The sequence below is a fragment of the Pseudomonas vlassakiae genome (genome assembly GCF_014269035.2).
GTDB lineage: Bacteria > Pseudomonadota > Gammaproteobacteria > Pseudomonadales > Pseudomonadaceae > Aquipseudomonas > Aquipseudomonas vlassakiae.
The window spans coordinates 37,290-59,440 of the sequence record NZ_JABWRP020000025.1; the positions used below are offsets into that span (position 1 = coordinate 37,290).

Annotated in this window: 18 protein-coding genes and 1 other RNA gene; 1 reads left to right on the plus strand and 18 read right to left on the minus strand. The window is 63.3% G+C overall.

The features are described 5' to 3' along the window. Nucleotides 1–31 precede the first annotated feature (31 nt). A complete protein-coding gene (gene secA, locus HU738_RS23455) occupies nt 32–2,767 on the minus strand; it encodes a preprotein translocase subunit SecA (protein WP_176508319.1) in 2,736 nt (911 codons plus the stop codon). A 295-nt stretch (nt 2,768–3,062) separates the two neighbouring features. On the opposite strand from secA, the gene HU738_RS23460 reads away from it, so the two are divergent. After that, a complete protein-coding gene (locus HU738_RS23460; protein ID WP_186601262.1) occupies nt 3,063–3,518 on the plus strand; it encodes a DUF721 domain-containing protein in 456 nt (151 codons plus the stop codon). Nucleotides 3,519–3,664: 146 nt separating this feature from the next. On the opposite strand, the gene lpxC is transcribed toward HU738_RS23460, so the two are convergent. From lpxC to rnpB, 17 genes are all read right to left on the minus strand, one after another. Continuing rightward, nucleotides 3,665–4,576, minus strand: coding sequence for a UDP-3-O-acyl-N-acetylglucosamine deacetylase (lpxC, locus tag HU738_RS23465; protein WP_054884618.1), 912 nt, complete (start codon nt 4,574–4,576; stop codon nt 3,665–3,667). Between the two features lie 114 nt (nt 4,577–4,690). Continuing rightward, the gene (gene ftsZ, locus HU738_RS23470; protein ID WP_003260772.1) at nt 4,691–5,887 is read right to left on the minus strand and encodes a cell division protein FtsZ; all 1,197 of its coding nucleotides are present in this window, start codon (nt 5,885–5,887) and stop codon (nt 4,691–4,693) included. A 55-nt stretch (nt 5,888–5,942) separates the two neighbouring features. After that, nucleotides 5,943–7,205, minus strand: coding sequence for a cell division protein FtsA (gene ftsA / locus HU738_RS23475; RefSeq protein WP_027594020.1), 1,263 nt, complete (start codon nt 7,203–7,205; stop codon nt 5,943–5,945). Between the two features lie 14 nt (nt 7,206–7,219). Beyond that, entirely contained in the window at nt 7,220–8,089 is an 870-nt protein-coding gene (locus HU738_RS23480; protein WP_054884619.1) for a cell division protein FtsQ/DivIB, read from the minus strand. A 5-nt stretch (nt 8,090–8,094) separates the two neighbouring features. Continuing rightward, the gene (locus HU738_RS23485; protein ID WP_099815775.1) at nt 8,095–9,051 is read right to left on the minus strand and encodes a D-alanine--D-alanine ligase; all 957 of its coding nucleotides are present in this window, start codon (nt 9,049–9,051) and stop codon (nt 8,095–8,097) included. Then, entirely contained in the window at nt 9,048–10,496 is a 1,449-nt protein-coding gene (gene murC, locus HU738_RS23490; protein ID WP_054884621.1) for a UDP-N-acetylmuramate--L-alanine ligase, read from the minus strand. Before murC ends, HU738_RS23485 begins: the two co-directional genes overlap by 4 nt. Next, nucleotides 10,489–11,568: an undecaprenyldiphospho-muramoylpentapeptide beta-N-acetylglucosaminyltransferase gene (gene murG / locus HU738_RS23495; protein ID WP_186601261.1), complete on the minus strand. Its 1,080-nt coding sequence runs from the start codon at nt 11,566–11,568 to the stop codon at nt 10,489–10,491. Before murG ends, murC begins: the two co-directional genes overlap by 8 nt. Continuing rightward, nucleotides 11,558–12,769, minus strand: a complete 1,212-nt coding sequence (ftsW, locus tag HU738_RS23500) for a putative lipid II flippase FtsW (protein WP_176508371.1) — start codon at nt 12,767–12,769, stop codon at nt 11,558–11,560. Before ftsW ends, murG begins: the two co-directional genes overlap by 11 nt. Then, nucleotides 12,769–14,115: a UDP-N-acetylmuramoyl-L-alanine--D-glutamate ligase gene (gene murD, locus HU738_RS23505; protein WP_186601260.1), complete on the minus strand. Its 1,347-nt coding sequence runs from the start codon at nt 14,113–14,115 to the stop codon at nt 12,769–12,771. The genes ftsW and murD overlap by 1 nt, the downstream gene beginning before the upstream one ends. 6 nt (nt 14,116–14,121) lie before the next feature. Next, nucleotides 14,122–15,204, minus strand: coding sequence for a phospho-N-acetylmuramoyl-pentapeptide-transferase (gene mraY / locus HU738_RS23510; protein WP_054884625.1), 1,083 nt, complete (start codon nt 15,202–15,204; stop codon nt 14,122–14,124). Next, on the minus strand, nt 15,204–16,571 hold the full coding sequence (locus HU738_RS23515) for a UDP-N-acetylmuramoyl-tripeptide--D-alanyl-D-alanine ligase (protein WP_186601259.1): 1,368 nt from the start codon (nt 16,569–16,571) through the stop codon (nt 15,204–15,206). Before HU738_RS23515 ends, mraY begins: the two co-directional genes overlap by 1 nt. After that, the gene (locus HU738_RS23520; protein ID WP_437182039.1) at nt 16,564–18,054 is read right to left on the minus strand and encodes a UDP-N-acetylmuramoyl-L-alanyl-D-glutamate--2,6-diaminopimelate ligase; all 1,491 of its coding nucleotides are present in this window, start codon (nt 18,052–18,054) and stop codon (nt 16,564–16,566) included. The genes HU738_RS23515 and HU738_RS23520 overlap by 8 nt, the downstream gene beginning before the upstream one ends. Next, a complete protein-coding gene (locus HU738_RS23525) occupies nt 18,051–19,784 on the minus strand; it encodes a peptidoglycan D,D-transpeptidase FtsI family protein (RefSeq protein WP_186601395.1) in 1,734 nt (577 codons plus the stop codon). Before HU738_RS23525 ends, HU738_RS23520 begins: the two co-directional genes overlap by 4 nt. Further along, a complete protein-coding gene (ftsL, locus tag HU738_RS23530) occupies nt 19,784–20,077 on the minus strand; it encodes a cell division protein FtsL (RefSeq protein WP_054884628.1) in 294 nt (97 codons plus the stop codon). The genes HU738_RS23525 and ftsL overlap by 1 nt, the downstream gene beginning before the upstream one ends. Then, entirely contained in the window at nt 20,074–21,021 is a 948-nt protein-coding gene (rsmH, locus tag HU738_RS23535) for a 16S rRNA (cytosine(1402)-N(4))-methyltransferase RsmH (RefSeq protein WP_054884629.1), read from the minus strand. The genes ftsL and rsmH overlap by 4 nt, the downstream gene beginning before the upstream one ends. Then, nucleotides 21,018–21,473, minus strand: a complete 456-nt coding sequence (gene mraZ, locus HU738_RS23540; protein WP_011535546.1) for a division/cell wall cluster transcriptional repressor MraZ — start codon at nt 21,471–21,473, stop codon at nt 21,018–21,020. The genes rsmH and mraZ overlap by 4 nt, the downstream gene beginning before the upstream one ends. A 308-nt stretch (nt 21,474–21,781) precedes the next feature. Beyond that, nucleotides 21,782–22,141, minus strand: an RNA gene (gene rnpB / locus HU738_RS23545) — RNase P RNA component class A. Nucleotides 22,142–22,151 lie beyond the last annotated feature (10 nt).

Consider the following 22,151-nt stretch of genomic DNA (forward strand, 5'->3'; position numbering starts at 1 on the left):
AAGGTTGTCACGATACAACAATCAGCTCAGGTCACTCGATCTGACCATGGCAATGCTTGAATTTCTTGCCCGAACCACACCAGCACGGCTCGTTGCGGCCCAGCTTCAGGTCGTTGCGCACCGGGGCAGCGGCCACGGCCACTTCGGCGCCCTCTTCGCTCAGTTGCTCGCTTTCAAGGCCTGGCGCAGGGGCGTGCTGGAACTGCATGCGGCTGGCCAGCTCTTCGGCTTCGCGGCGCAGGCGGGCTTCTTCTTCGGCCGGGTCTTCGCGGCGCACCTGAACGTGCGACAGCACGCGGATGGTGTCGCGCTTGATCGACTCGAGCAGTTCCTGGAACAGCGCGAACGACTCGCGCTTGTACTCCTGCTTCGGGTTCTTCTGTGCATAACCCCGCAGGTGGATACCGTGACGCAGGTGGTCCATGGTCGACAGGTGGTCTTTCCACAGGTCGTCCAGCACACGCAGCAGGATCTGCTTCTCGAAGGTACGCAGGGCTTCGATACCGGCCTGGTCTTCCTTCTCGGTGTAGGCGGCGGTGATCTCGTTCAGCAGCTTCTCGCGCAGGGTCTCCTCGTAGAGGTGATCGTCTTCGTCCAGCCACTGCTGGATCGGCAGCTTCATGGCGAAGTCGCTGGCCAGCGAAGCTTCGAGGCCGGCCACGTCCCACTGCTCCGGCAGCGACTGCGGCGGAATGTGCTGGCTGATGGTGGCGTCCAGGACTTCCTGGCGGAACTCGACGATGGTGTCGCCAATGTTCTCGGCCGCCAGCAGGCTGTTGCGCATGTGGTAGATCACCTTGCGCTGTTCGTTGGCCACGTCATCGTATTCGAGCAGCTGTTTGCGGATGTCGAAGTTGCGGCCTTCGACCTTGCGCTGGGCTTTCTCGATGGCATTGGTGACCATGCGATGCTCGATGGCCTCGCCGGACTGCATGCCCAGTGCCTTCATGAAGTTCTTCACCCGGTCAGAGGCGAAGATGCGCATCAGGCTGTCTTCCAGCGACAGGTAGAAGCGGCTCGAACCCGGGTCGCCCTGACGGCCGGCACGGCCACGCAGCTGGTTGTCGATACGGCGTGACTCGTGGCGCTCGGAGGCGATCACGTGCAGGCCACCGGCTTGAATCACCTGCTGGTGACGCTTCTGCCAGTCGGCCTTGATCTGGGCGATCTGCTCAGGGGTCGGGTTCTCCAGTGCAGCCACCTCGGCTTCCCAGTTACCGCCCAGCAGGATGTCGGTACCACGGCCGGCCATGTTGGTGGCGATGGTCAGCGCACCCGGGGCACCAGCCTGGGCGATGATTTCGGCTTCCTTCTCGTGGTACTTGGCGTTCAGTACCTTGTGGTCGATACCTTCCTTCTTCAGCAGGTTCGACATGTGCTCCGAGGTTTCGATGGTGGCGGTACCCACCAGGATCGGGCGGCCCTGGGTCATGCTCTCTTTGATGTCGGCGATGATCGCGGCGTATTTCTCGTCAGCGGTCAGGTACACCAGGTCGTTGAAGTCTTTACGCGCGAGTGGCTTGTTCGGCGGAATGACCATGACGTTGAGGGCGTAGATCGACTGGAACTCGAACGCTTCGGTGTCGGCGGTACCGGTCATGCCGGACAGCTTGGTGTAGAGACGGAAGTAGTTCTGGAAGGTGGTCGAAGCCAGGGTCTGGCTTTCGGCCTGGATGTTCAGGTTTTCCTTCGCCTCGATGGCCTGGTGCAGGCCTTCGGACAGGCGACGGCCGGGCATGGTACGGCCGGTGTGTTCGTCGATCAGCAGGACCTGGCCGTCCTGGACGATGTACTCGACGTTGCGGTGGAACAGCTTGTGCGCACGCAGGCCGGCGTAGACGTGGGTCAACAGGCCGAGGTTATGCGCCGAATACAGGCTCTCCCCTTCGGCCAGCAGGCCAGCCTGGGTGAGCATTTCTTCGATGAACTGGTGACCGGCTTCGTTGAGCTCGACCTGGCGGCTCTTCTCGTCGATGGTGAAGTGGCCTTCCTGGGTGACCTGGCCTTCGACTTCTTCGATGTGCTGGGTCAGGCGCGGGATCAGGCGGTTGATCTCGATGTACAGCTTGGAGCTGTCTTCGGCCTGGCCGGAGATGATCAGCGGGGTGCGCGCTTCGTCGATGAGGATCGAGTCGACTTCGTCGATCACGGCGAAGTTCAGTTCACGCTGGAACTTCTCTTCCTGGCTGAACGCCATGTTGTCGCGCAGGTAGTCGAAACCGAATTCGTTGTTGGTGCCGTAGGTGATATCGGCAGCGTAGGCGGCGCGCTTTTCTTCGGGCGGCTGGAAGGCCGAGACGATGCCTACGGACAGACCGAGGAATTCGTACAGCGGACGCATCCAGTTGGCGTCACGGCGGGCCAGGTAGTCGTTCACCGTGACCACGTGCACGCCTTTGCCGGACAGGGCATTGAGGTAAACGGCCAGGGTACCGACCAAGGTCTTGCCTTCACCGGTACGCATTTCTGCGATCATGCCCTCGTGCAGGGTCATGCCGCCGATCAGCTGTACGTCGAAGTGGCGCATGCCCATGACCCGCTTGCCAGCCTCACGGGCCACGGCGAAGGCTTCGGGCAACAATTGGTCCAACGTCTCGCCTTTGGCCAGGCGCTCCTTGAACTCTGCGGTCTTGGCCCGCAGTTGCTCATCGGAGAGGGCCACCATCTTCTCTTCGAAGGCATTGACGATAGCTACCGTCTTGAGCATGCGTTTGACTTCACGCTCGTTCTTGCTTCCAAAAAGTTTTTTTAACAAAGGCGCAAACATATCGGCAGGATCTTCCACACGTAGGGATGGAGGGCGGCCCCATGAGTCGCCCGTGCAGCCCTGAGGCCGCATGCGAACGAGCATTCTACCCGGAAACGATGGTGAGGAAAGTGGTCGATTGCCACGATGCTGGCACAGCGCTTTGGCGGGGGCTTCTCTAAGATAGGGGCATTTTCCCTGAGTTCAACCCGCAGCTTGATGAAACAACAGCGAGAGCGACTGGCAACCCGCGAACAAGCCGGCACTGCCTGCGGAAATGGTAGACTGCCCATCTTGTTACCTCATGCATACCGTCATGGCCTTCAAACCCTCCTCCGCCCAGCCGCCCGCCACGCTGTTGCGTCAGAACCGCCCGCTGCGCCTGCTGCTGAACCAGGCCGAACGCCTGGCGCATCTGCAGCGCCTGCTGGAAAGCCAGCTGCAGCCCGCTGCCCGCGAGCACTGCCATGTGGCCTCGTGGCGCGATGGCACGTTGTTGCTGGTGGTGACCGACGGTCATTGGGCGACTCGCCTGCGCTACCAGCAAAAGCGTCTTCAGCGCCAGCTGCAGGCCCTGGAAGCCTTTGGCAACCTGCAGCGCATCCTCTACAAGGTGCAGCCACCCCTGGTGCCGGCCAAGCGTGGCGGTAACACGACCGAGCTGTCGAACGATGCCGCCGAAAGTATCCGCGATTCCGCCGAAGGCATCGCCGATCCGAAGCTGCGTGCCGCCCTAGAACGGTTGGCGGCGCATGCTAAGGATAAAGGCTAGGGGCGCTTGCCTCCGGTTTTGTGCTGGCGCTCGGTCTCACAGGCGCTGAAAAGCTCATGCCAGGCACCCTCCCCCCCAACGTCCGCCATACAGCCATAAAAAAGGCCACCCGAAGGTGGCCTCAATGAACTAGAGAGTGTTCGAACTTACACAGCCGCAACAGGGCGCATGTACGAGATCGGTGCCGTGCTGGCATCTTCGAAAGTGACCACTTCCCAGGCATCGGTTTCAGTGATGAGCTTGCGCAGCAGCTGGTTGTTCAGCGCGTGGCCGGACTTGTAGCCCTTGAACTCGCCGATCAGGCTGTTGCCCAGCAGGTAAAGGTCGCCAATGGCGTCGAGGATCTTGTGCTTGACGAATTCGTCATCGGAACGAAGGCCGTCTTCGTTGAGCACACCCGTCTCGTCGACCACGATGGCGTTCTCGACACTGCCACCCAACGCAAGGTTGTGCTTGCGCAGGTACTCGATGTCACGCATGAAACCGAAAGTACGGGCGCGGCTGACTTCCTTCACGAACGAGGTGCTGGAGAAGTCGACGACCGCACTCTGGGTCTGGCCCTTGAGGACCGGGTGATCGAAGTCGATCTCGAAGCTCACCTTGAACCCGTCGAATGGCAGGAAGGTGGCGCTCTTGTCGCCCTCCGTCACTGTCACTTCGCGCAGGATGCGGATGAACTTCTTGGCTGCGTCCTGTTCTTCCAGGCCGGCAGACTGAATCAGGAATACGAAGGGACCGGCGCTGCCATCCATGATCGGCACTTCCGAGGCGGAGAGCTCGACGTAGGCGTTATCGATGCCCAGGCCCGCCATGGCGGAGAGCAGGTGCTCGACCGTATCGACCTTGACGTCACCGTTGACCAGCGTGGTGGACATGGTGGTCTCACCGACGTTGGCCGCACGCGCCGGGATCTCGACCACAGGGTCAAGGTCGGCGCGACGGAAGACGATGCCGGTGTCGACAGGCGCAGGCTTGAGGGTCAGGTAGACCTTCTCCCCGGAGTGCAGGCCGACGCCCGTGGCACGGATGGTATTCTTCAGGGTGCGTTGTCTAATCATGGCATTGGCCGCTTCAGCGCAAATAATGCGAACAGGTATCAACAAAGGCTGGGGATGATAACAGACCCGGCCTTTGCTGAACACCAATCACCCTTATACCCCTGATAAATTCCATCAATCGGCCTGACGACGCAGGAAGGCTGGGATATCGAGGTAGTCCAGATCATCCTGAGGGTTGAGTTTAGCTGCCGCAGCGGCACCTGCGTGGGCCTGGTTGCGCATCACGGTCGGGCGCTCGAGGTCACGATAGTTGACGGCTGGCTGCTCCTGGCGCACCGGCGCCGGGTTGGAAGCCTCATACACCTGCTGTGCAGTCTGCAGGGTGTTGTCGACCACCTTGACCGGTTTTTCGATGCGCGCGCCCAGACCTGTGGCTACGACGGTCACGTGCAGTTCGTCACGCATGTCAGGGTCGATCACGGTGCCGACCTTGACCATGGCGTGGTCGGAGGCGAAGGCTTCGATGATGCTACCCACGTCGGAGTATTCACCCAGCGACAGGTCAGGACCTGCGGTGATGTTCACCAGGATGCCGCGGGCGCCCTGCAGGTTGACGTCTTCGAGCAGCGGGTTGCGGATTGCAGCCTCGGTAGCTTCGCGAGCACGGTTCGGGCCGCTGGCGCAGCCGGTACCCATCATCGCCATGCCCATTTCACCCATGACGGTGCGCACGTCGGCGAAGTCGACGTTGATCATGCCTGGGCGCTTGATGATGTCGGAGATACCGCGAACGGCACCGGCCAGCACATCGTCAGCCTTGGCAAAGGCGGACAGCAGGCTGGCATCCTTGCCCAGGATGGTCAGCAGCTTCTCGTTGGGGATGGTGATGAGCGAGTCGACGCTCTCAGCCAGCATACGGATGCCTTCATCGGCGATCTGCATGCGCTTGCGGCCTTCGAACGGGAACGGACGGGTCACCACAGCAACGGTGAGAATGCCCATTTCCTTGGCCACTTCGGCGATGATCGGCGCCGCACCGGTACCGGTACCGCCACCCATGCCGGTGGTGATGAACACCATGTTGGTGCCCTGCAGCACCTCGGCGATGCGCTCACGGTCTTCCAGCGCGGCCTGACGGCCGACTTCCGGATTGGCGCCGGCACCCAGACCTTTGGTCACGCCGGTACCCAGTTGCAGGATGGTGCGTGCGCCGATGTTTTTCAGCGCCTGGGCATCGGTGTTGGCGCAGATGAACTCGACGCCTTCGATGCTGCTCTTCACCATGTGGTTGACGGCGTTGCCGCCGCCACCGCCAACACCGATCACCTTGATGACCGGACTTTGCGGGACGTTGTCTACGAGCTCGAACATTTTCCCTCTCCTTACAGTTCTCTAGTTGTCGCGCCTACCACTACTGCTTTGAAACTTAGAAGTTGCCCTGGACCCACCGCTTGAAGCGTTCAAGCACTGGGGCCTTCGGTTCATCGCCATAGCTGTTGCTGCTGCTGTTGCTGTTACCGGTCAGGACCATGTCCTCGGACTGCTTGAGCAGGCCGTAGGTGAGCAAGCCCACGCCGGTGGAATAGATCGGGTTGCGCACCACGTCGCTCAGCCCCCGAACGCTGTGCGGTACGCCCAGGCGTACCGGCATGTGGAAGATTTCCTCGGCCAGTTCCACGGCGCCTTCCATCTTCGCGGTACCGCCGGTGAGGACGATGCCGGCTGGCACCAGGTCCTCGTAGCCGCTGCGGCGCAGCTCGGCCTGGATCAGGGTGAAGAGCTCGTCGTAACGTGGCTCCACCACCTCGGCCAGGGCCTGACGTGACAGCTCGCGCGGTGGGCGATCGCCCACGCTCGGCACCTTGATGGTCTCACCGGCGCCGGCCAGCTTGGCCAGGGCGCAGGCGTAGCGGATCTTGATTTCTTCGGCGTACTGGGTCGGCGTACGCAGGGCCATGGCGATGTCGTTGGTGACCTGGTCGCCAGCAATCGGGATGACCGCGGTGTGGCGGATCGCACCTTCGGTGAAGATGGCGATGTCGGTGGTGCCGCCACCGATGTCGACCAGGCACACGCCCAGCTCTTTCTCGTCATCGGTCAGCACCGAGTAGGCCGAGGCCAGCTGCTCGAGGATGATGTCGTCGATTTCCAGGCCGCAGCGGCGTACGCACTTCTCGATGTTCTGCGCCGCGTTGACCGCGCAGGTGACCACGTGGACCTTGGCTTCCAGGCGCACGCCAGACATGCCCAGCGGCTCGCGCACGCCTTCCTGGTTGTCGATCACGTAGTCCTGCGGCAGGGTGTGCAGCACGCGCTGGTCAGCCGGAATGGCCACCGCCTGGGCAGCATCGAGCACGCGCTCGAGGTCGGCGACGCTCACCTCACGGTCGCGGATGGCGACGATGCCGTGCGAGTTCAGGCTGCGGATGTGGTTGCCGGCCACGCCGACGAACGCCGAGTGGATGCGGCAGCCAGCCATCAGCTGGGCTTCTTCCACCGCGCGCTGGATCGACTGCACGGTCGATTCGATGTTCACCACCACACCCTTCTTCAGGCCGCGGGACGGATGGGTGCCGATACCCACGATCTCGAGGGTGCCGTCTTCGCCCACTTCACCCACCAGCGCCACCACCTTGGAGGTGCCGATGTCCAGCCCGACGATCATTTTGCCGCTATGCGCGTTTGCCATGGTCCTGCCTCTCTCTAATTCTTCGCAACGGCGGGTTTGGCCGTCGTCGGTGCGTTCGGTTCCCGCCAACCAACGGCAAGTCCGTTGGAGTAACGCAGATCAATGCGGGCGATATTGGTGATCTGCTCTTTGAGTGTCTTGTCGTAAATGGCAATGAAACGGCGCATCTTCTCCACCAGGTGGTCGCGCCCCAACAGCAGCTCGATACCCGGCCCGGCACTGCTCGCACCGGTGGTCAGGAACCAGCTGCCCCGCTCGCGCAGCTCCAGGCGAGCGATGGAAAAGCCCATGGGGCGCAGCATCTGGCTCAATACCTGATATTGCTGCATGACTTGTTGCTGAGCGCGCTGCGGCCCGGCCAGCTGCGGCAGGTGCTCATAGTTGGCCAGTTCGCGCGGGGTAAAGGCCTGGCCCTGGTTGTTGAGCAAGGCCTCGTCACCCCAGCGCGCCACCGGCAGCTGTTCTTCCAGGCGGATCACCACTTCGTCGGGCCACACGCGGCGCACTTCGGCATGGGCGATCCATGGCATCTGTTCGAGTTCGGCGCGCATCGCCGTGAGGTCGACGCTGAAGAAGCTCGCCGCCACATACGGCGCAATGCGCTGCTGCACCGACTGCTGGCTGATGTAGCTGAGGTCACCCTGCACGTCGATCTTGGTGATCGGGCGGTCGGCATACGGCATCAGGCGGATGGCGCCTTCATAGGCACCAAAACCCGCAGCTACCAGCACCAGCGGCCACAGCAAGCGCTTGAGGCCACCCAGGCTGGGCCGCGGCAGGCGCGCCGATACGGGCTCGTCGGCCACCAGTCGGCTGGCACCACGCGGCACCGGCTTGCTGCGGCCGGTAACGGGTTGCTGCTGACGTATCATTGCGCCTTGCATGATGGTTAACCTCGCGTCTTCACGCTTTCAGCCAGGATCGCCAGCACCAGTTGCTGGAAGTCCAGGCCGGCCGCGCGCGCCGCCATGGGCACCAGGCTATGGTCGGTCATGCCGGGTGCGGTGTTGACTTCGAGCAGCCAGAACCGGCCCTGCTCGTCCTGCATCACGTCCAGCCGGCCCCAGCCTTCGATGCCGATGGCATCGCAGGCGCGCGCGGTCAGGTCGATCAGTTCCTGCTCCTTGGCACTGTCCAGGCCGCACGGGATGCGGTACTGGGTGTCATTGGCGATGTACTTGGCGTCGTAGTCGTAGAACACGTGCGGAGTGCCCAGGGCGATCGGCGGCAGCACCTGGCCACGCAGCACGGCGATGGTGAACTCCGGGCCGTGAATCCATTGCTCGACCAGGACTTGCGAATCGTAACGGGCGGCATCCTTCCAGGCGGTGACCAGCTCTTCCACGCTGTTCACCTTGGCCATGCCGATGCTGGAACCTTCATGGGCCGGTTTGACGATCAACGGGAAGCCCAGTTCCGTACCGGCGGCAACACAATCGTGCTCGCTGGCCAGCACCGCGTGACGCGGCGTCGGAATGCCGAGGCTCTGCCACACCTGCTTGGTACGCAGCTTGTCCATGGCCAGTGCCGAAGCGAGGATGCCGCTGCCAGTGTAGGGGATGCCCAGGCACTCGAGCAGGCCCTGCATGCTGCCGTCTTCACCGCCACGGCCGTGCAGGATGATGAAGGCGCGGTCGATCTTCTCGCGCTGCAGGCGCACCAGCAGGTCGTCACCGACATCGATGCCGACCACGTCGACACCCGCGGTGGTCAGCGCGTCGATCACCGCGGCGCCAGACTTCAGTGACACCTCACGCTCGGCGCTCTTGCCGCCGTACAGCACGGCCACCCGGCCGAACGCTTTCACGTCGAGGGTCGAATGCAGTTGTTCGTAGGCGCTGGTCATTTCGACTTCTCCTGCTTGGCGCCAGCGAACAGCGGGCTTTTCATCAGTTGCGGGGCCAGGCCACCGACGTCACCGGCACCCTGGCAGATCAGAATGTCGCCGGCGCGCAGCAGCGGTTTGACCAGCGGTGCCAGTTCGGCGCCACGTTCGATGTAGATCGGGTCCAGCTTGCCGCGCTGGCGGATGCTGTGGCACAGCTGGCGGCTGTCGGCACCGGGGATCGGCTCTTCGCCGGCCGGGTAGACCTCCATCAACAGCAGCACGTTGGCATCGCCCAGCACCTGGACGAAATCGTCGTACAGGTCGCGGGTACGGCTGTAGCGGTGTGGCTGGTAGACGATCACCAGGCGGCGGCTTGGCCAGCCACCGCGCACGGCCTTGATCACTGCAGCCACTTCGGTCGGGTGATGACCGTAGTCGTCGACCAGCATCACGCTGCCGCCGTCGACCGGCAGTTCGCCGTAGACCTGGAAGCGTCGGCCAACGCCCTGGAAACCGGACAGGCCCTGGACGATGGCGTCATCGCTGATGCCTTCGTCAGTGGCGATGGCGATGGTGGCCAAGGCGTTGAGCACGTTGTGGTTGCCGGGCATGTTCACCGACACCTCAAGCGGCTCGCAGTCGCGGCGCAGCACGGTGAAGTGGGTCTGCATGCCTTGCTGGCGCACATTGATGGCGCGCACGTCAGCCTCTTCGCTGAAGCCATAGGTGACGGTCGGGCGCTTGACCTGCGGCAGGATCTCGCGCACCACAGGGTCGTCCAGGCACATCACGGCCAGGCCGTAGAACGGCAGGTTGTGCAGGAACTCGACGAAGGTTTTCTTCAACTTGTTGAAGTCGCCTTCGTAGGTCGCCATGTGGTCGGCGTCGATGTTGGTGACCACGGCCACCATCGGCTGCAGGTGCAGGAAGCTGGCATCGCTTTCGTCAGCTTCGGCAATCAGGTAACGGCTGGTGCCCAGCTGCGCATTGGTGCCGGCAGCGGTCAGGCGCCCACCGATGACGAAGGTCGGGTCCAGGCCACCCGCGGCGAAAACCGAAGCCAGCAGGCTGGTGGTGGTGGTCTTGCCATGGGTACCGGCAACCGCCACGCCATGGCGATAACGCATCAGCTCGGCGAGCATTTCGGCACGCGGCACCACTGGAATTCGACGCTCCAGAGCGGTGGCGACTTCCGGGTTGGCCGGGTTGATGGCACTGGACACCACCAGCACATCGGCATTGGCAGCGTTTTCGGCGCGGTGGCCGACGAAGATTTCAGCGCCGAACGACTCCAGGCGCTCGGTCACCGGCGACGCCTTGAGATCGGAACCGGATACCTGGTAGCCCAGGTTCAGCAGCACTTCAGCGATGCCGCACATGCCGACGCCGCCGATACCGACGAAGTGGATGCGATTGATGCGGCCCATCTTTGGCTGGGGCATGGCTTTCTGGCTTTCAACCATGGGCCACCTCCAGGCAGATATCGACCACGGTGCTGGTTGCAGCAGGTTTGGCCAGGCGCCGTGCGGTGCCTGCCATGGTGTTGAGTTTCTCGGGTTGCATCAGCACCTCGTTCAGGCGTTCAGCGAGTTGCGCTGCGCCAGTTGTCGCTTGTGGCATGAGGAAGGCAGCACCTTCCCGGGCCAGATATTGGGCGTTGTAGGTCTGGTGATCGTCGATTGCATGGGGCAAGGGCACCAGCATCGAAGGCAGGCCCGCCGCCGCGAGTTCGCTGACGGTCAGGGCACCGGCCCGGCAGACCACGATATCGGCCCAGCCATAGGCATGGGCCATGTCCTTGATAAACGGTTCGACCTGGGCCTCGACCCCTACCTCGCGGTAACGCTCGGCAGTCGCCGGCGCGTGCTGCTTGCCGGCCTGGTGAAACACCTCTGGGCGCAGGTTCGCCGGCACTTCGGACAGGGCCTTAGGCAACAATTTGTTCAATGGTTCCGCACCCAGGCTGCCGCCCATGACCAGCAGCCGTGCGCGGCGCTCGGCCAGAGGAGCGCGCACGGCGTCCATGAACAGCTCCGGACGCACGGGGTTGCCGGTGGTACGCAGTTTGTCGCTGGCGTCAAAGGTCGCCGGGAAGGCTTCGCAGACACGCGCCGCCAGCGGCAACAGCAGGCGGTTGGTGGTGCCGGCGCGGGCGTTCTGCTCGTGGATCACCAGCGGCACGCCGCATAGCCGTGCGGCAACACCACCCGGGCCGGTCACATACCCGCCAAAGCCCACCACGCACACCGGCTTGAGCTCGCGCACGATACGGCGTGCCTGGAGCACCGCCTTGAACAGGGTGAACGGCGCCTTGAGCAGGGAGAGCTTGCTCTTGCCACGCAGGCCGCTGACCTGGATCAGGTGCAGTGGCAAGCCGGCCTGCGGCACCAGTTCGTTCTCGATGCCGCGCGGGGTACCCAACCAGTGCACCGAGTAGCCCCGGGCCTGGAACTCACGGGCGCAGGCCAGGGCCGGGAAGACGTGGCCCCCGGTGCCGCCCGCCATGATCAGGACGTTCTTGCCGTCAGCGGCCATGAGTGGTCTCCTCGGCAAAATCGCTCTCTTTGAATTCATGCTCCTCGCTGCCCAGGTGCGTGCGGCTCTCCCATTCGATGCGCAGCAGCAACCCCACGCAGGCACAGCAGATCACCAGCGACGAGCCGCCATAGCTGAGGAACGGCAGCGTCAGGCCCTTGGTCGGCAGCAGGCCGACGTTCACCCCGATGTTGATCAGGAACTGACCGATCCACAGGAACGCCAGGCCGAACGCCATGTAGGCGGCAAAGAACTGCTTGGCTTTCTCTGCCCACAGGCCGATGTACAGGGCGCGAATGGTGACGAAGACGAACAGCGCGATGGTCACCAGCGAGCCAACCACGCCCAGCTCTTCGGCCAGTACCGAGAACACGAAGTCGGTGTGTGCTTCAGGCAGGTAGAACTGCTTCTGTACGCTGTTGCCCAGGCCGACGCCCAGCCATTCGCCACGACCGAAGGCGATCAGTGCCTGGGTCAGCTGGTAGCCGGAGCCGAACTGATCGGACCAGGGGTCGGTGAAGGTGATCAGACGCGCCATCCGGTACGGCTGCGCCTGTACCAGAATGAACACTGCAGCCACCGCCAGCACCACCATCAGGCTGAAGCGGAACAGACCCACCCCGCCGAGGAACAGCATCGCCGCGGCAGCCCCCATCATCACCACGGTGGCACCGAAGTCCGGCTCCATCAGCAGCAGAGCGGCCATTGGCAGCAGCACGATGAACGGTTTGAAGAAGCCCATCCAGGTTTCGCGCACCTCGGTCTGCCGGCGCACCAGGTAGCCGGCCAGGTAGATGACCACGAAGACCTTGGCGATTTCCGAAGGCTGCACGTTGAAGAAGCTGAAGCCGATCCAGCGCATCGAACCGTTCACTTCGCGGCCGATCCCCGGCACCAGCACCAGCACCAGCAGGCCGAAGGCGCCGATCAGCATCATGAAGCCCATGCGCTGCCAGGTGGCGATCGGCACCATCATCGTCGCGCCACAAGCGGCCAGGCCGAGCAACACGTACACCAGGTGGCGGAACATGTGATACAGCGGGTTGCCGGATTGCACGGCGGCCACTTCCGACGACGCCGAGGTGATCATCACCAGGCCCAGCCCCAGCAGCGCCAGGCAACCGGCCAGCATGGCAAAGTCGAGGTCGACGCCGCGGCCGCTGATCAGCGGCGAGGGGTACGGCTTGAGGACGCCGAAGATCATGCCAGCCCTCCCGCCGCCAGGGCGAACAGGCGCCCGCGTTCTTCAAAGTTCTTGAACATGTCCAGGCTCGCGCAAGCCGGCGACAGCAGCACTGCATCGCCCGGCTGGGCCAGATCGGCGCACTGCTGCACCGCCTCATCCAAGGTTTTCACCCGCACCAGCGGCACGCCATCGCCCAGGGTATCGGCCAGGCGTTCGGCATCACGGCCAAGCAGCACCACAGCGCGGCAGAAGCGTTTGACCGGCTCGCGCAAGGCGGCGAAGTCGGCGCCCTTGCCGTCGCCGCCGGCGATCAGCACCAGCTTGCCGTCGATGTCCGCGCCCAAGCCTTCGATCGCCGCCAGGGCAGCACCGACATTGGTGGCCTTGGAATCGTCGTACCAGTTGACGCCGTTGCGCTCACGGATCCACTGGCAACGATGAGCCAGGCCCTTGAATTCACGCAGCGCTTCGAGCATCGGCGCGAACGGCAGGCCGGCGGCATGGCCGAGGGCCAGGGCCGCCAGGGCATTGCTCTGGTTGTGGGCGCCGCGGATCTTCAGCTCACGCACCGGCATCAGCGTCTGGAATTCGTACGCCAGGTATTTCTCGCCGTCGACCTCACGCAGGCCAAAGGCCTTGAAGTCCGGCTGGTTGAGGCCGAAGGTGAAGCATGGACGGCCTTCCACCGGCAGCGGCCGGCTCAGGGCATCCTGGCGGTTGACCACGACCTGACGGGCACCACGGAAGATCCGGTGCTTGGCCAGGTGATAGGCCGGCAGGCCGCTGTAGCGGTCCATGTGGTCTTCGCTGATGTTGAGCACGGTGGCTACTTCGGCGTTGAGCTGGTCGGTGGTTTCCAGCTGGAAGCTCGACAGTTCCAGCACGTACAACTCGACATCGTCGCTCAGCAGGTCAAGCGCCGGGGTGCCCAGGTTACCGCCCACCGCCACGCGCTTGCCGGCCTTGGCGGCCATCTCGCCGACCAGGGTAGTGACGGTGCTTTTCGCGTTGGAACCGCTGATCGCCACGATCGGCGCCTTGGCATGGCGGGCAAACAGTTCGATGTCACCGGACAGCTGCACGCCACGTGCTGCCGCCTGCTGCAGCGCCGGGGTGGCCAGCGCCAGGCCCGGGCTCACGTACAGTTCGTTGGCGCGGCACAGGAAGTCCACGTCCAGTTCACCACAGCGCACTTCCACCTGCGGATAATCACGACGCAGGGTTTCCAGTTCCGGCGGTTGCTCACGGGTGTCGGCGACCGCAAAGGCAATGCCCCGGTTCGCCAGGAAGCGAACCAGGGACATGCCGCTCTTGCCGAGGCCGACAACGATGCGGAATTGGTCGGAAGCGATCAATGACACGCTTTTCTACCTCAGTTTCAGGGTGGCCAGGCCAATCAGCACCAGAATCACGGTAATGATCCAGAATCGGACGATCACGCGTGGCTCAGGCCAGCCTTTGAGTTCAAAGTGGTGATGAATCGGCGCCATGCGGAACACGCGCTTGCCGGTGAGCTTGAACGAGGCGACCTGGATCACCACCGACAGGGTTTCCATCACGAAGATGCCGCCCATGATGAACAGCACGATTTCCTGGCGCACGATCACGGCGATGGTGCCCAGCGCGGCGCCCAGCGCCAGCGCGCCGACGTCGCCCATGAACACCTGGGCCGGATAGGTGTTGAACCACAGGAAGCCCAGGCCGGCACCGATCAACGCGCCGCAGAACACGATCAGCTCGCCCGAGCCTGGCACGTAGGGGATCAGCAGGTATTCGGCGAACTTCACGTTACCCGACAGGTAGCAGAAGATGCCCAGCGCACCACCCACCATCACGGTGGGCATGATCGCCAGGCCATCGAGGCCGTCGGTCAGGTTGACCGCGTTGCTCGAGCCGACGATGACGAAATAGGTCAATACGACAAAGCCGATACCCAGCGGGATGGTGACATCCTTGAGGAACGGCACGATCAGCGTGGTCTCGACGGTGGTCGGGGCGGTCATGTACAGGAACACCGCAGCGCCCAGGCCGAACACCGATTGCCAGAAATACTTCCAGCGGCTCGGCAGGCCACGCGAGTTCTTTTCGATCACCTTGCGGTAATCGTCGACCCAGCCGATGGCACCAAACAGCAAGGTGACGATCAGCACGGTCCAGACATAACGGTTGGACAGGTCGGCCCACAGCAAGGTGCTGACCCCGATGGCCGACAGGATCAGTGCGCCACCCATGGTCGGGGTGCCGGACTTGGACAGGTGCGATTGCGGGCCGTCGTTACGCACGGCCTGACCGATCTGGCGAATCTGCAGGGTACGGATCATCCACGGCCCCAGCCACAGCGCCAGCGACAACGCGGTCAGTACGCCAAGAATCCCGCGCAGGGACAGGTACTGGAAGACCGCGAAGCCCTTGTGGAACTGTTGCAGATACTCGGCCAACAGCAGCAGCATTAATGTTTCTCCCCGCTGGCACCGCACAGTGCGGCCACGACGTTTTCCATCGCAGCGCTGCGCGAGCCCTTGATCAAAATAGTGGTTTCGCTGGCAGTTTCGGCGCGAACTGCGTCGATCAACTCAGCTTGAGTTGCGAAATGGCGGCCATTGGCGCCGAACGCCTTGACCGCATGAATCATGTTGGAACCCACCGCATAAAGGGCATCGACCTTGCCGTGCGCGTACTCGCCCACCTGACGGTGACCTTCTTCCGCCCACTGGCCAAGTTCACCTATATCCCCCAGCACCAGAACGGTGCGCCCGGAAAAGGCGCGGAGTATATCAATGGCCGCGCACATGGAGGTGGGATTTGCGTTGTAGCTGTCGTCGATCACGCGCACACCGCTGGGGGCGATTTGCGCCACGGTGCGGCCCTTGACCGGCTGCACTGCGTTGAGGCCCGCGGCGATGCCGCCAAGGCTCAGACCAACGGCATGGGCAGCGGCGGCAGCGGCCAGGGCGTTGCTGACGTTATGGGTACCCAGCAGGTTCAGCTGCACCGGCACACAGCCATCAGGCCCATGCAGGGTGAACGACGGGCAGCCACGGGCATCACGGCCGATGTTGCTGGCATGGAAGTCGGCCTGCGGGTTGTCCAGGGCGAAGCTGAAGATACGATGGCTGCCAGCGCGCTTGCGCCAGATGTCGAACGCCTTGTCGGCCAGGTTGAGGATGGCGGTGCCGCCCTCGCCCAGGCCTTCGAGAATCTCGCCCTTGGCCTCGACGATCTTGTCCGGGCCGCCGAATTCACCGACATGAGCGGTGCCGGCGTTGTTGATGATCACCACCTGCGGCTGGGTCAGGCCGACGGTGTAGCGGATCTCGCCGATGCGCGAAGCACCCAGCTCGATCACGGCGGCGCTGTGCTCCGGAGCGATTTCCAGCAGCGTCAACGGAGCACCGAGGTCGTTGTTCAGGTTGCCGCGGGTGGCGTGCACCAAGCCACGGGTCCGCAGGATGCTGGCCAGCATCTCCTTGACCGTGGTCTTGCCGCTGGAACCGGTGATGGCGACGACTGGCTTGTCGAAGGCAGCGCGGTTCAGCGCACCAAGCTGGCCGAGTGCGACACGGCAGTCGGCGACCACCAGCTGCGGCAGATCGACATCGGCAATTTCGCGCTCGACCAGTGCAGCGACGGCGCCCTTGGCTTGCACGTCGGCAAGGTAGTCATGGCCATCGAAGCGCGGCCCGGTCAGGGCAACGAACAGCTGGCCGGCAGCGACGCTACGGCTGTCGATGCTGACCCCGGTGAAGCTGGCGTCGGCGTTGACCAGGCGCGCGTTCAAGGCGCCGGTCAGCTGGCTGAGGGTCATGGGCTTAAGCATGCGGAGCCTCCCAGACTGCAAGTGCCTTGTCGGCTTCGATCAGGTCGGAGAACGCATGGCGCTCGCCATTGATTTCCTGGTAATCCTCATGCCCCTTGCCGGCCAGCACGATCACGTCATCGGCGGCAGCGGTGGCGATCAGATGGGCAATGGCTGCGCCACGGCCAGCGACGAACTCGACGCCCGCAGGCTTGGCGAAACCCGGGCGAATGTCGTCGAAGATGCGCAGCGGGTCTTCGGTACGCGGGTTGTCGTCGGTGACCAGTACGCGGTCGGCCAGGCGCTCGGCCACTTCGGCCATCAGCGGGCGCTTGCCGCGATCACGGTCGCCACCGCAGCCGAACAGGCACAGCAGTTTGCCATGTGCATGCGGACGCAGGGCTTCGAGGACTTTTTCCAGCGCATCGGGGGTGTGGGCGTAGTCGACCACCACCAGCGGCTTGTCACCGCCACCCAGGCGCTGCATGCGGCCGACCGGCCCTTGCAGGTGCGGGGTGACCTTGAGAACCTCGTCCAGCGAGTAGTCCAGTGCCAGCAGCGTGGCCACTGCGGCAAGCATGTTGCTCAGGTTGAAGCGGCCAAGCAGCTGGCTGCGCAGGGTGCGTTCGCCCTGGGCGGTAACGATGATGGCGCGCACACCATCGTCGTCAAAATGCGCTTCGCGGCAGAACAGCGAAGCGTCCGGGTTTTCCAGGCTATAGCTGAGCAGCCGGGTTTCGATATGGTCGACGCTCGGGCGGCGGGCAAAGTCTTCGGCCAGGCGACGACCGAAGGCATCATCCAGATTGACCACCTGGCAACGCAGGCTCGGCCAGGCGAACAGCTTGGCCTTGGCGGCCTCGTAGGCCTCCATGCTGCCGTGGTAGTCCAGATGGTCGCGGGACAGGTTGGTCATGACCGCGATGTCGAATTCCAGTGCGGCGACCCGGCCCTGCTCCAGGGCGTGGGAGGACACCTCCATGGCCACGGCCTTGGCGCCACCTTTCTTGAGGTCGTTCAGGGTCGACTGCACGGCGATCGGGTCGGGCGTGGTCAGGCGGCCGCTCTGCAACTCGCCATAGAAGCCGGTGCCCAGGGTGCCGATCAGGCCGCAACGCTGGCCCAACGCATCGAGCGCCTGGGCCACCAGCTGAGTGACGCTGGTCTTGCCGTTGGTGCCAGTCACGCCCACCAGGTTCAGCTGGCGGCTCGGCTCGCCGTAGAAACGCCCGGCAATCTGCGACAGCTGGCCGATCAGGCCTTTCACCGGAATCAACGGCACGTCGGTAAGCGGCAGCACGTTGACGCCCTGCTCTTCATAGGCCACTGCCGCCGCGCCACGGGACAGCGCATCGGCAATGTGCTCACGGCCATCCACCTTGGCACCTGGCACGGCCAGGAACAGGTCACCCTGGCGCACCTGACGGCTGTCCAGGGTCAGTTCACGGATCAGCGGGTCGCGGCTGGCGTGGGCGAAAAGCTTGCTCAATGGCATTGTCATCATCCACGCCCTCCCTTGGCGGGTGCTGCACTGGCCTGCTGTGGATCGCTTGGCGGCGGCAGGTTGTCTGGCGGCACGTTCATCAGGCGCAGGGTGCCCGACATGACCTTGCTGAATACGGGGGCCGATACCAGGCCACCGAAATAACCCCCTTTGCCCGGTTCGTCGATGACCACGACGATGGCATAGCGTGGGTCGCTCATCGGGCCGAAACCGGCAAACAGCGAGCGGTAGGCGTTTTCGGTGTAACCCTTGGAGCCGACGGTGGCCTTACGTGCGGTACCGGACTTGCCGGCCACGTGGTAGAACGGCACCTGGGCACGGAACACGCCGCGCGGCGCTTCGATCACCTGCTGCAGCATGCCCTGGACGGTTTCGGCGGTTTCCTTCGGAATGGCCTGCACCGCTTCCGGCGCCTTGTCGACCTTGAGGATCGACAGCGGCACCATCTTGCCGTCGTTGGCCAGCGCGGCGTAGGCATGCACCAGCTGCAGGGCGGTCACCGACACACCGTAGCCGTAGGACAGTGTCGCGGTTTCAGCCTTGCGCCACTCGCGGTGGTTAGGCAGGTTGCCGACGCGTTCACCCGGGAAGCCGAGGCCGGTGTACTGGCCCAGGCCCACCTGGGACATGACGCGGTAGATGGCCTCGCCGCCGATGTCGAAGGCGATCTTGCTCATGCCGACGTTGGAAGAGTTGATCAGGATGCCGGTCAGGTCGAGGATCGGCCCCTCGCTCTTGGACACGTCCTTGATGGTGTAACGGCCGATCTGCAGGCTGCCCGGATACACTTCGACCTTGTCGGTCGGCTTCCAGCGGCCGCTCTGCAGCGCCGCGCTCATCGAGATCGGCTTGACCGTCGAGCCTGGCTCGAACACGTCGATGATCGCCCGGTTACGCATGGCAGCCGGGAACATGCTACGGCGGTTGTTCGGGTTGTAGGTCGGCTGGTTGACCATGGCCAGGACCTCGCCGGTCTTGACGTCCATGATCACCAGGCTGCCGGCCTTGGCGTCCTGTTCGGCGATGGCGTTGCGCAGTTCGCGGGTGGCCAGGTACTGCAGGCGCAGGTCGATCGACAACGCCAAGGTCTTGCCGGCCTTGGCGTTCTTGGTGACCTGGATGTCCTTGATCAGGCGACCACGCCGGTCCTTGATCACTTGCCGCTTGCCGGGCACGCCGGCCAGCCATTCATCGTAGGCCAGTTCCACACCTTCACGACCGTGGTCGTCGAGGTCGGTGAAGCCGACCATGTGGGCGGTCACGTCACCGGCCGGATAGAAACGGCGGAATTCTTCCAGCCCGTACACGCCCGGTATTTTCAGGTCGAGCACGTGCTGGCCCTGCTCCGGGGTCAGGCCGCGGACCAGGTAGATGAACTCTTTGTTGGCCTGCTGGGTCAGGCGCTCGGTCAACTGCTGGGCGTTCTGCCCAAGCGCCGCAGCCAGCTGTGGCCAGCGATCCTTGGCAGCCTGCATTTCCTTGGGGTTGGCCCAGAGGGTGGTGACCGGGGTACTGACCGCCAGCGGCTCGCCGTTGCGGTCGGTGATCAGGCCACGGTGCGCAGGAATCGGAATATGACGCAGGCTGCGGGCGTCGCCCTGGCCCTTGAGGAAGTCACGGTCGACCACCTGCAGGTCGATGATGCGCCAGCAGATGGCACCCACCATCAGCGCGAGCAAGCCGATCACGACCCGGAAGCGCCAGGGGTAGAGTGCGCCTTCGAGCTTCATCATGGCGCCACCATCCGCACTTCGTCAGCCGCAGGCACACGCATCTTCAGTTGCTCGGAGGCCAGGCTCTCGATACGGCTGGAGGCGGTCCAGGTGCTTTGCTCAAGAATCAGCCGGCCCCACTCGGCCTGGGCCTTGTCACGCTCATTCAATTCGCCGTACAGGGTGTTGAGCAACTGGCGATTCCAGTGGGCGCTGTAAGACACGGCGATGGCCGAAACCAGCACACCGATAAACAGCAGAAGCATCAGGAAGCTTCCGCCTGGCAGAGGTTTGGCGAAAAGCCGGCTCACCGAAGCTTCTCCGCAACCCGCATCACGGCGCTGCGCGACCGTGGGTTGGCCTTGAGTTCGGCCTCGGAGGCAAACTGGGCCTTGCCGATCAGCTTGATCTTCGGCTCGAAGACCTTGTGCTGTACCGGCAGGTTGCGTGGCAGATTGTCGGCCTCGCCCTTGACCAGCTTGCGCATGAACAGCTTGACGATGCGGTCTTCCAGCGAATGGAAGCTGATGACCGCCAGGCGGCCGCCCACTTCCAGGGCGTCGAGCGCTGCTTCGAGGCCAGCCTCCAAATCACCCAGTTCGTTGTTGACGTGGATGCGCAGGCCTTGGAAGGCCCGGGTCGCCGGGTTCTTGCCCTTTTCCCAGGCCGGGTTTGCAACCTTGAGCACTTCAGCCAGGTCGGCGGTGCGGGTGAACGGTTGCTTTTCGCGGCGCTCGACCACGGCACGCGCCATGCGCCCGGCAAAACGCTCTTCGCCGTATTCCTTGAACACGCGGGCAATTTCTTCGACAGGTGCGGTAGCGATGAACTCGGCGGCACTGATGCCCTGATGTGGGTTCATGCGCATGTCCAGCGGGCCGTCATTGAGGAAGCTGAAGCCGCGCTCAGGGTCATCCAGCTGCGGCGAAGACACGCCCAGATCAAGCAGGATGCCGCTGATCTTGCCGTGCAGACCACGCTCGGCGACTTCCGAACCGAGCTCGGCAAAGCTGCGCTGCACAATGACAAAGCGGCCGTCTTCGGCCGCCAGCGCTTGCCCGGTGGCAATCGCTTGAGGATCTTTGTCGAAGCCCAGAAGCCGCCCTTGCGGCCCGAGCTTGCTGAGGATCAGGCGGCTATGGCCGCCACGCCCGAAGGTGCCGTCCAGATAGCAACCGTCGGCGCGCAGGGCCAATGCCTCGACAGCTTCGTCGAGCAGGACGGTGATGTGGTTGAAGCCGCTATCTATGGTCACAGGATCAGGTCACGCAAATCGTCGGGCATGGCACCCGGTTGTTGGATAGCTGCAAGGTCGGCTGCCGAAACCGCGTTCCAGGCATCCTCATCCCACAGCTGGAATTTGTTCAGCTGCCCCACCAACATCGCCTTTTTGTCCAGCTTGGCGTACTCACGCAGGCGGGGCGGCACCAGGAAACGCCCACTGCCATCGAGCTCCAGGTCAACCGCATTGCCGATCAGCAAACGCTGCAGGCGGCGGTTTTCCTCACGCAACGACGGCAAGGCACGCAACTTGGCTTCAATCTGTTCCCACTCATCGAGGGGATAAACACACAAGCAGGGGTCTACGGCGTCGATGGTCACGATCAGCTGACCATTGCAACGCGAATCGAGCTCGTCACGGTACCGGCTCGGCATGGCGAGACGGCCCTTGGCATCGAGGCTGACGGCGTTGGCTCCGCGGAACACGGCTGCGATTCCCCACAATGTTAGCTTTTTTGTGTCAGAAAACCCACTTCATCCCACTTTCTGCCACTTGCGCACACTATAGGAATCCGCCCGCTGCACCGTCAAGGCACGTTCATAAGGAAATCCCTTACAGGACCGAGATTTAGCGCAACAACGGAATGCGGAAGGACTGCCAGGAGGGGAAAAACGCGAGAAAAATCAAACCGACTCAAACAGCTGCCGTTCGAAGTTAAAGTGAATTATCAAGAGTAAGATCTTTTTGGTATTACCAAGAGGAATCTGCTATCGATTCAAGCAGGAGAGGAAAGGTGGAGAGTCGATCTGTAAGCCGGGTTTTGTCGAGGACAGTCATTCCTCTACGACGGCCATCACTGGACGCCTCTAGCAACCTACCCGGTTCCGACGCGGGCCACGCCTGATGGAACCCTATTTGGTCTTGCTCCGAGTGGGGTTTACCTAGCCACGCACTGTTGCCAGCCGTGCGGTGCGCTCTTACCGCACCTTTTCACCCTTACCGGCACCGAAGTGCTTAGGCGGTTATTTTCTGTGGCACTTTCCGTAGGCTCGCGCCTCCCAGGCGTTACCTGGCACTCTGCCCTATGGAGCCCGGACTTTCCTCCCCCGCCTTTTGCGGAACAAAAGACGGCAGCGACTGTCCGATCGACTCTCCGCCGACAA

Coding starts and splice junctions, on each gene's coding strand:
- secA (WP_176508319.1), bottom strand. CDS start 2,767: ATGTTTGCGCCTTTGTTAAAAAAACTTTTTGGAAGCAAGAACGAGCGT.
- HU738_RS23460 (WP_186601262.1), top strand. CDS start 3,063: ATGGCCTTCAAACCCTCCTCCGCCCAGCCGCCCGCCACGCTGTTGCGT.
- lpxC (WP_054884618.1), bottom strand. CDS start 4,576: ATGATTAGACAACGCACCCTGAAGAATACCATCCGTGCCACGGGCGTC.
- ftsZ (WP_003260772.1), bottom strand. CDS start 5,887: ATGTTCGAGCTCGTAGACAACGTCCCGCAAAGTCCGGTCATCAAGGTG.
- ftsA (WP_027594020.1), bottom strand. CDS start 7,205: ATGGCAAACGCGCATAGCGGCAAAATGATCGTCGGGCTGGACATCGGC.
- HU738_RS23480 (WP_054884619.1), bottom strand. CDS start 8,089: ATGCAAGGCGCAATGATACGTCAGCAGCAACCCGTTACCGGCCGCAGC.
- HU738_RS23485 (WP_099815775.1), bottom strand. CDS start 9,051: ATGACCAGCGCCTACGAACAACTGCATTCGACCCTCGACGTGAAAGCG.
- murC (WP_054884621.1), bottom strand. CDS start 10,496: ATGGTTGAAAGCCAGAAAGCCATGCCCCAGCCAAAGATGGGCCGCATC.
- murG (WP_186601261.1), bottom strand. CDS start 11,568: ATGGCCGCTGACGGCAAGAACGTCCTGATCATGGCGGGCGGCACCGGG.
- mraY (WP_054884625.1), bottom strand. CDS start 15,204: ATGCTGCTGCTGTTGGCCGAGTATCTGCAACAGTTCCACAAGGGCTTC.
- HU738_RS23515 (WP_186601259.1), bottom strand. CDS start 16,571: ATGCTTAAGCCCATGACCCTCAGCCAGCTGACCGGCGCCTTGAACGCG.
- HU738_RS23520 (WP_437182039.1), bottom strand. CDS start 18,054: ATGATGACAATGCCATTGAGCAAGCTTTTCGCCCACGCCAGCCGCGAC.
- HU738_RS23525 (WP_186601395.1), bottom strand. CDS start 19,784: ATGAAGCTCGAAGGCGCACTCTACCCCTGGCGCTTCCGGGTCGTGATC.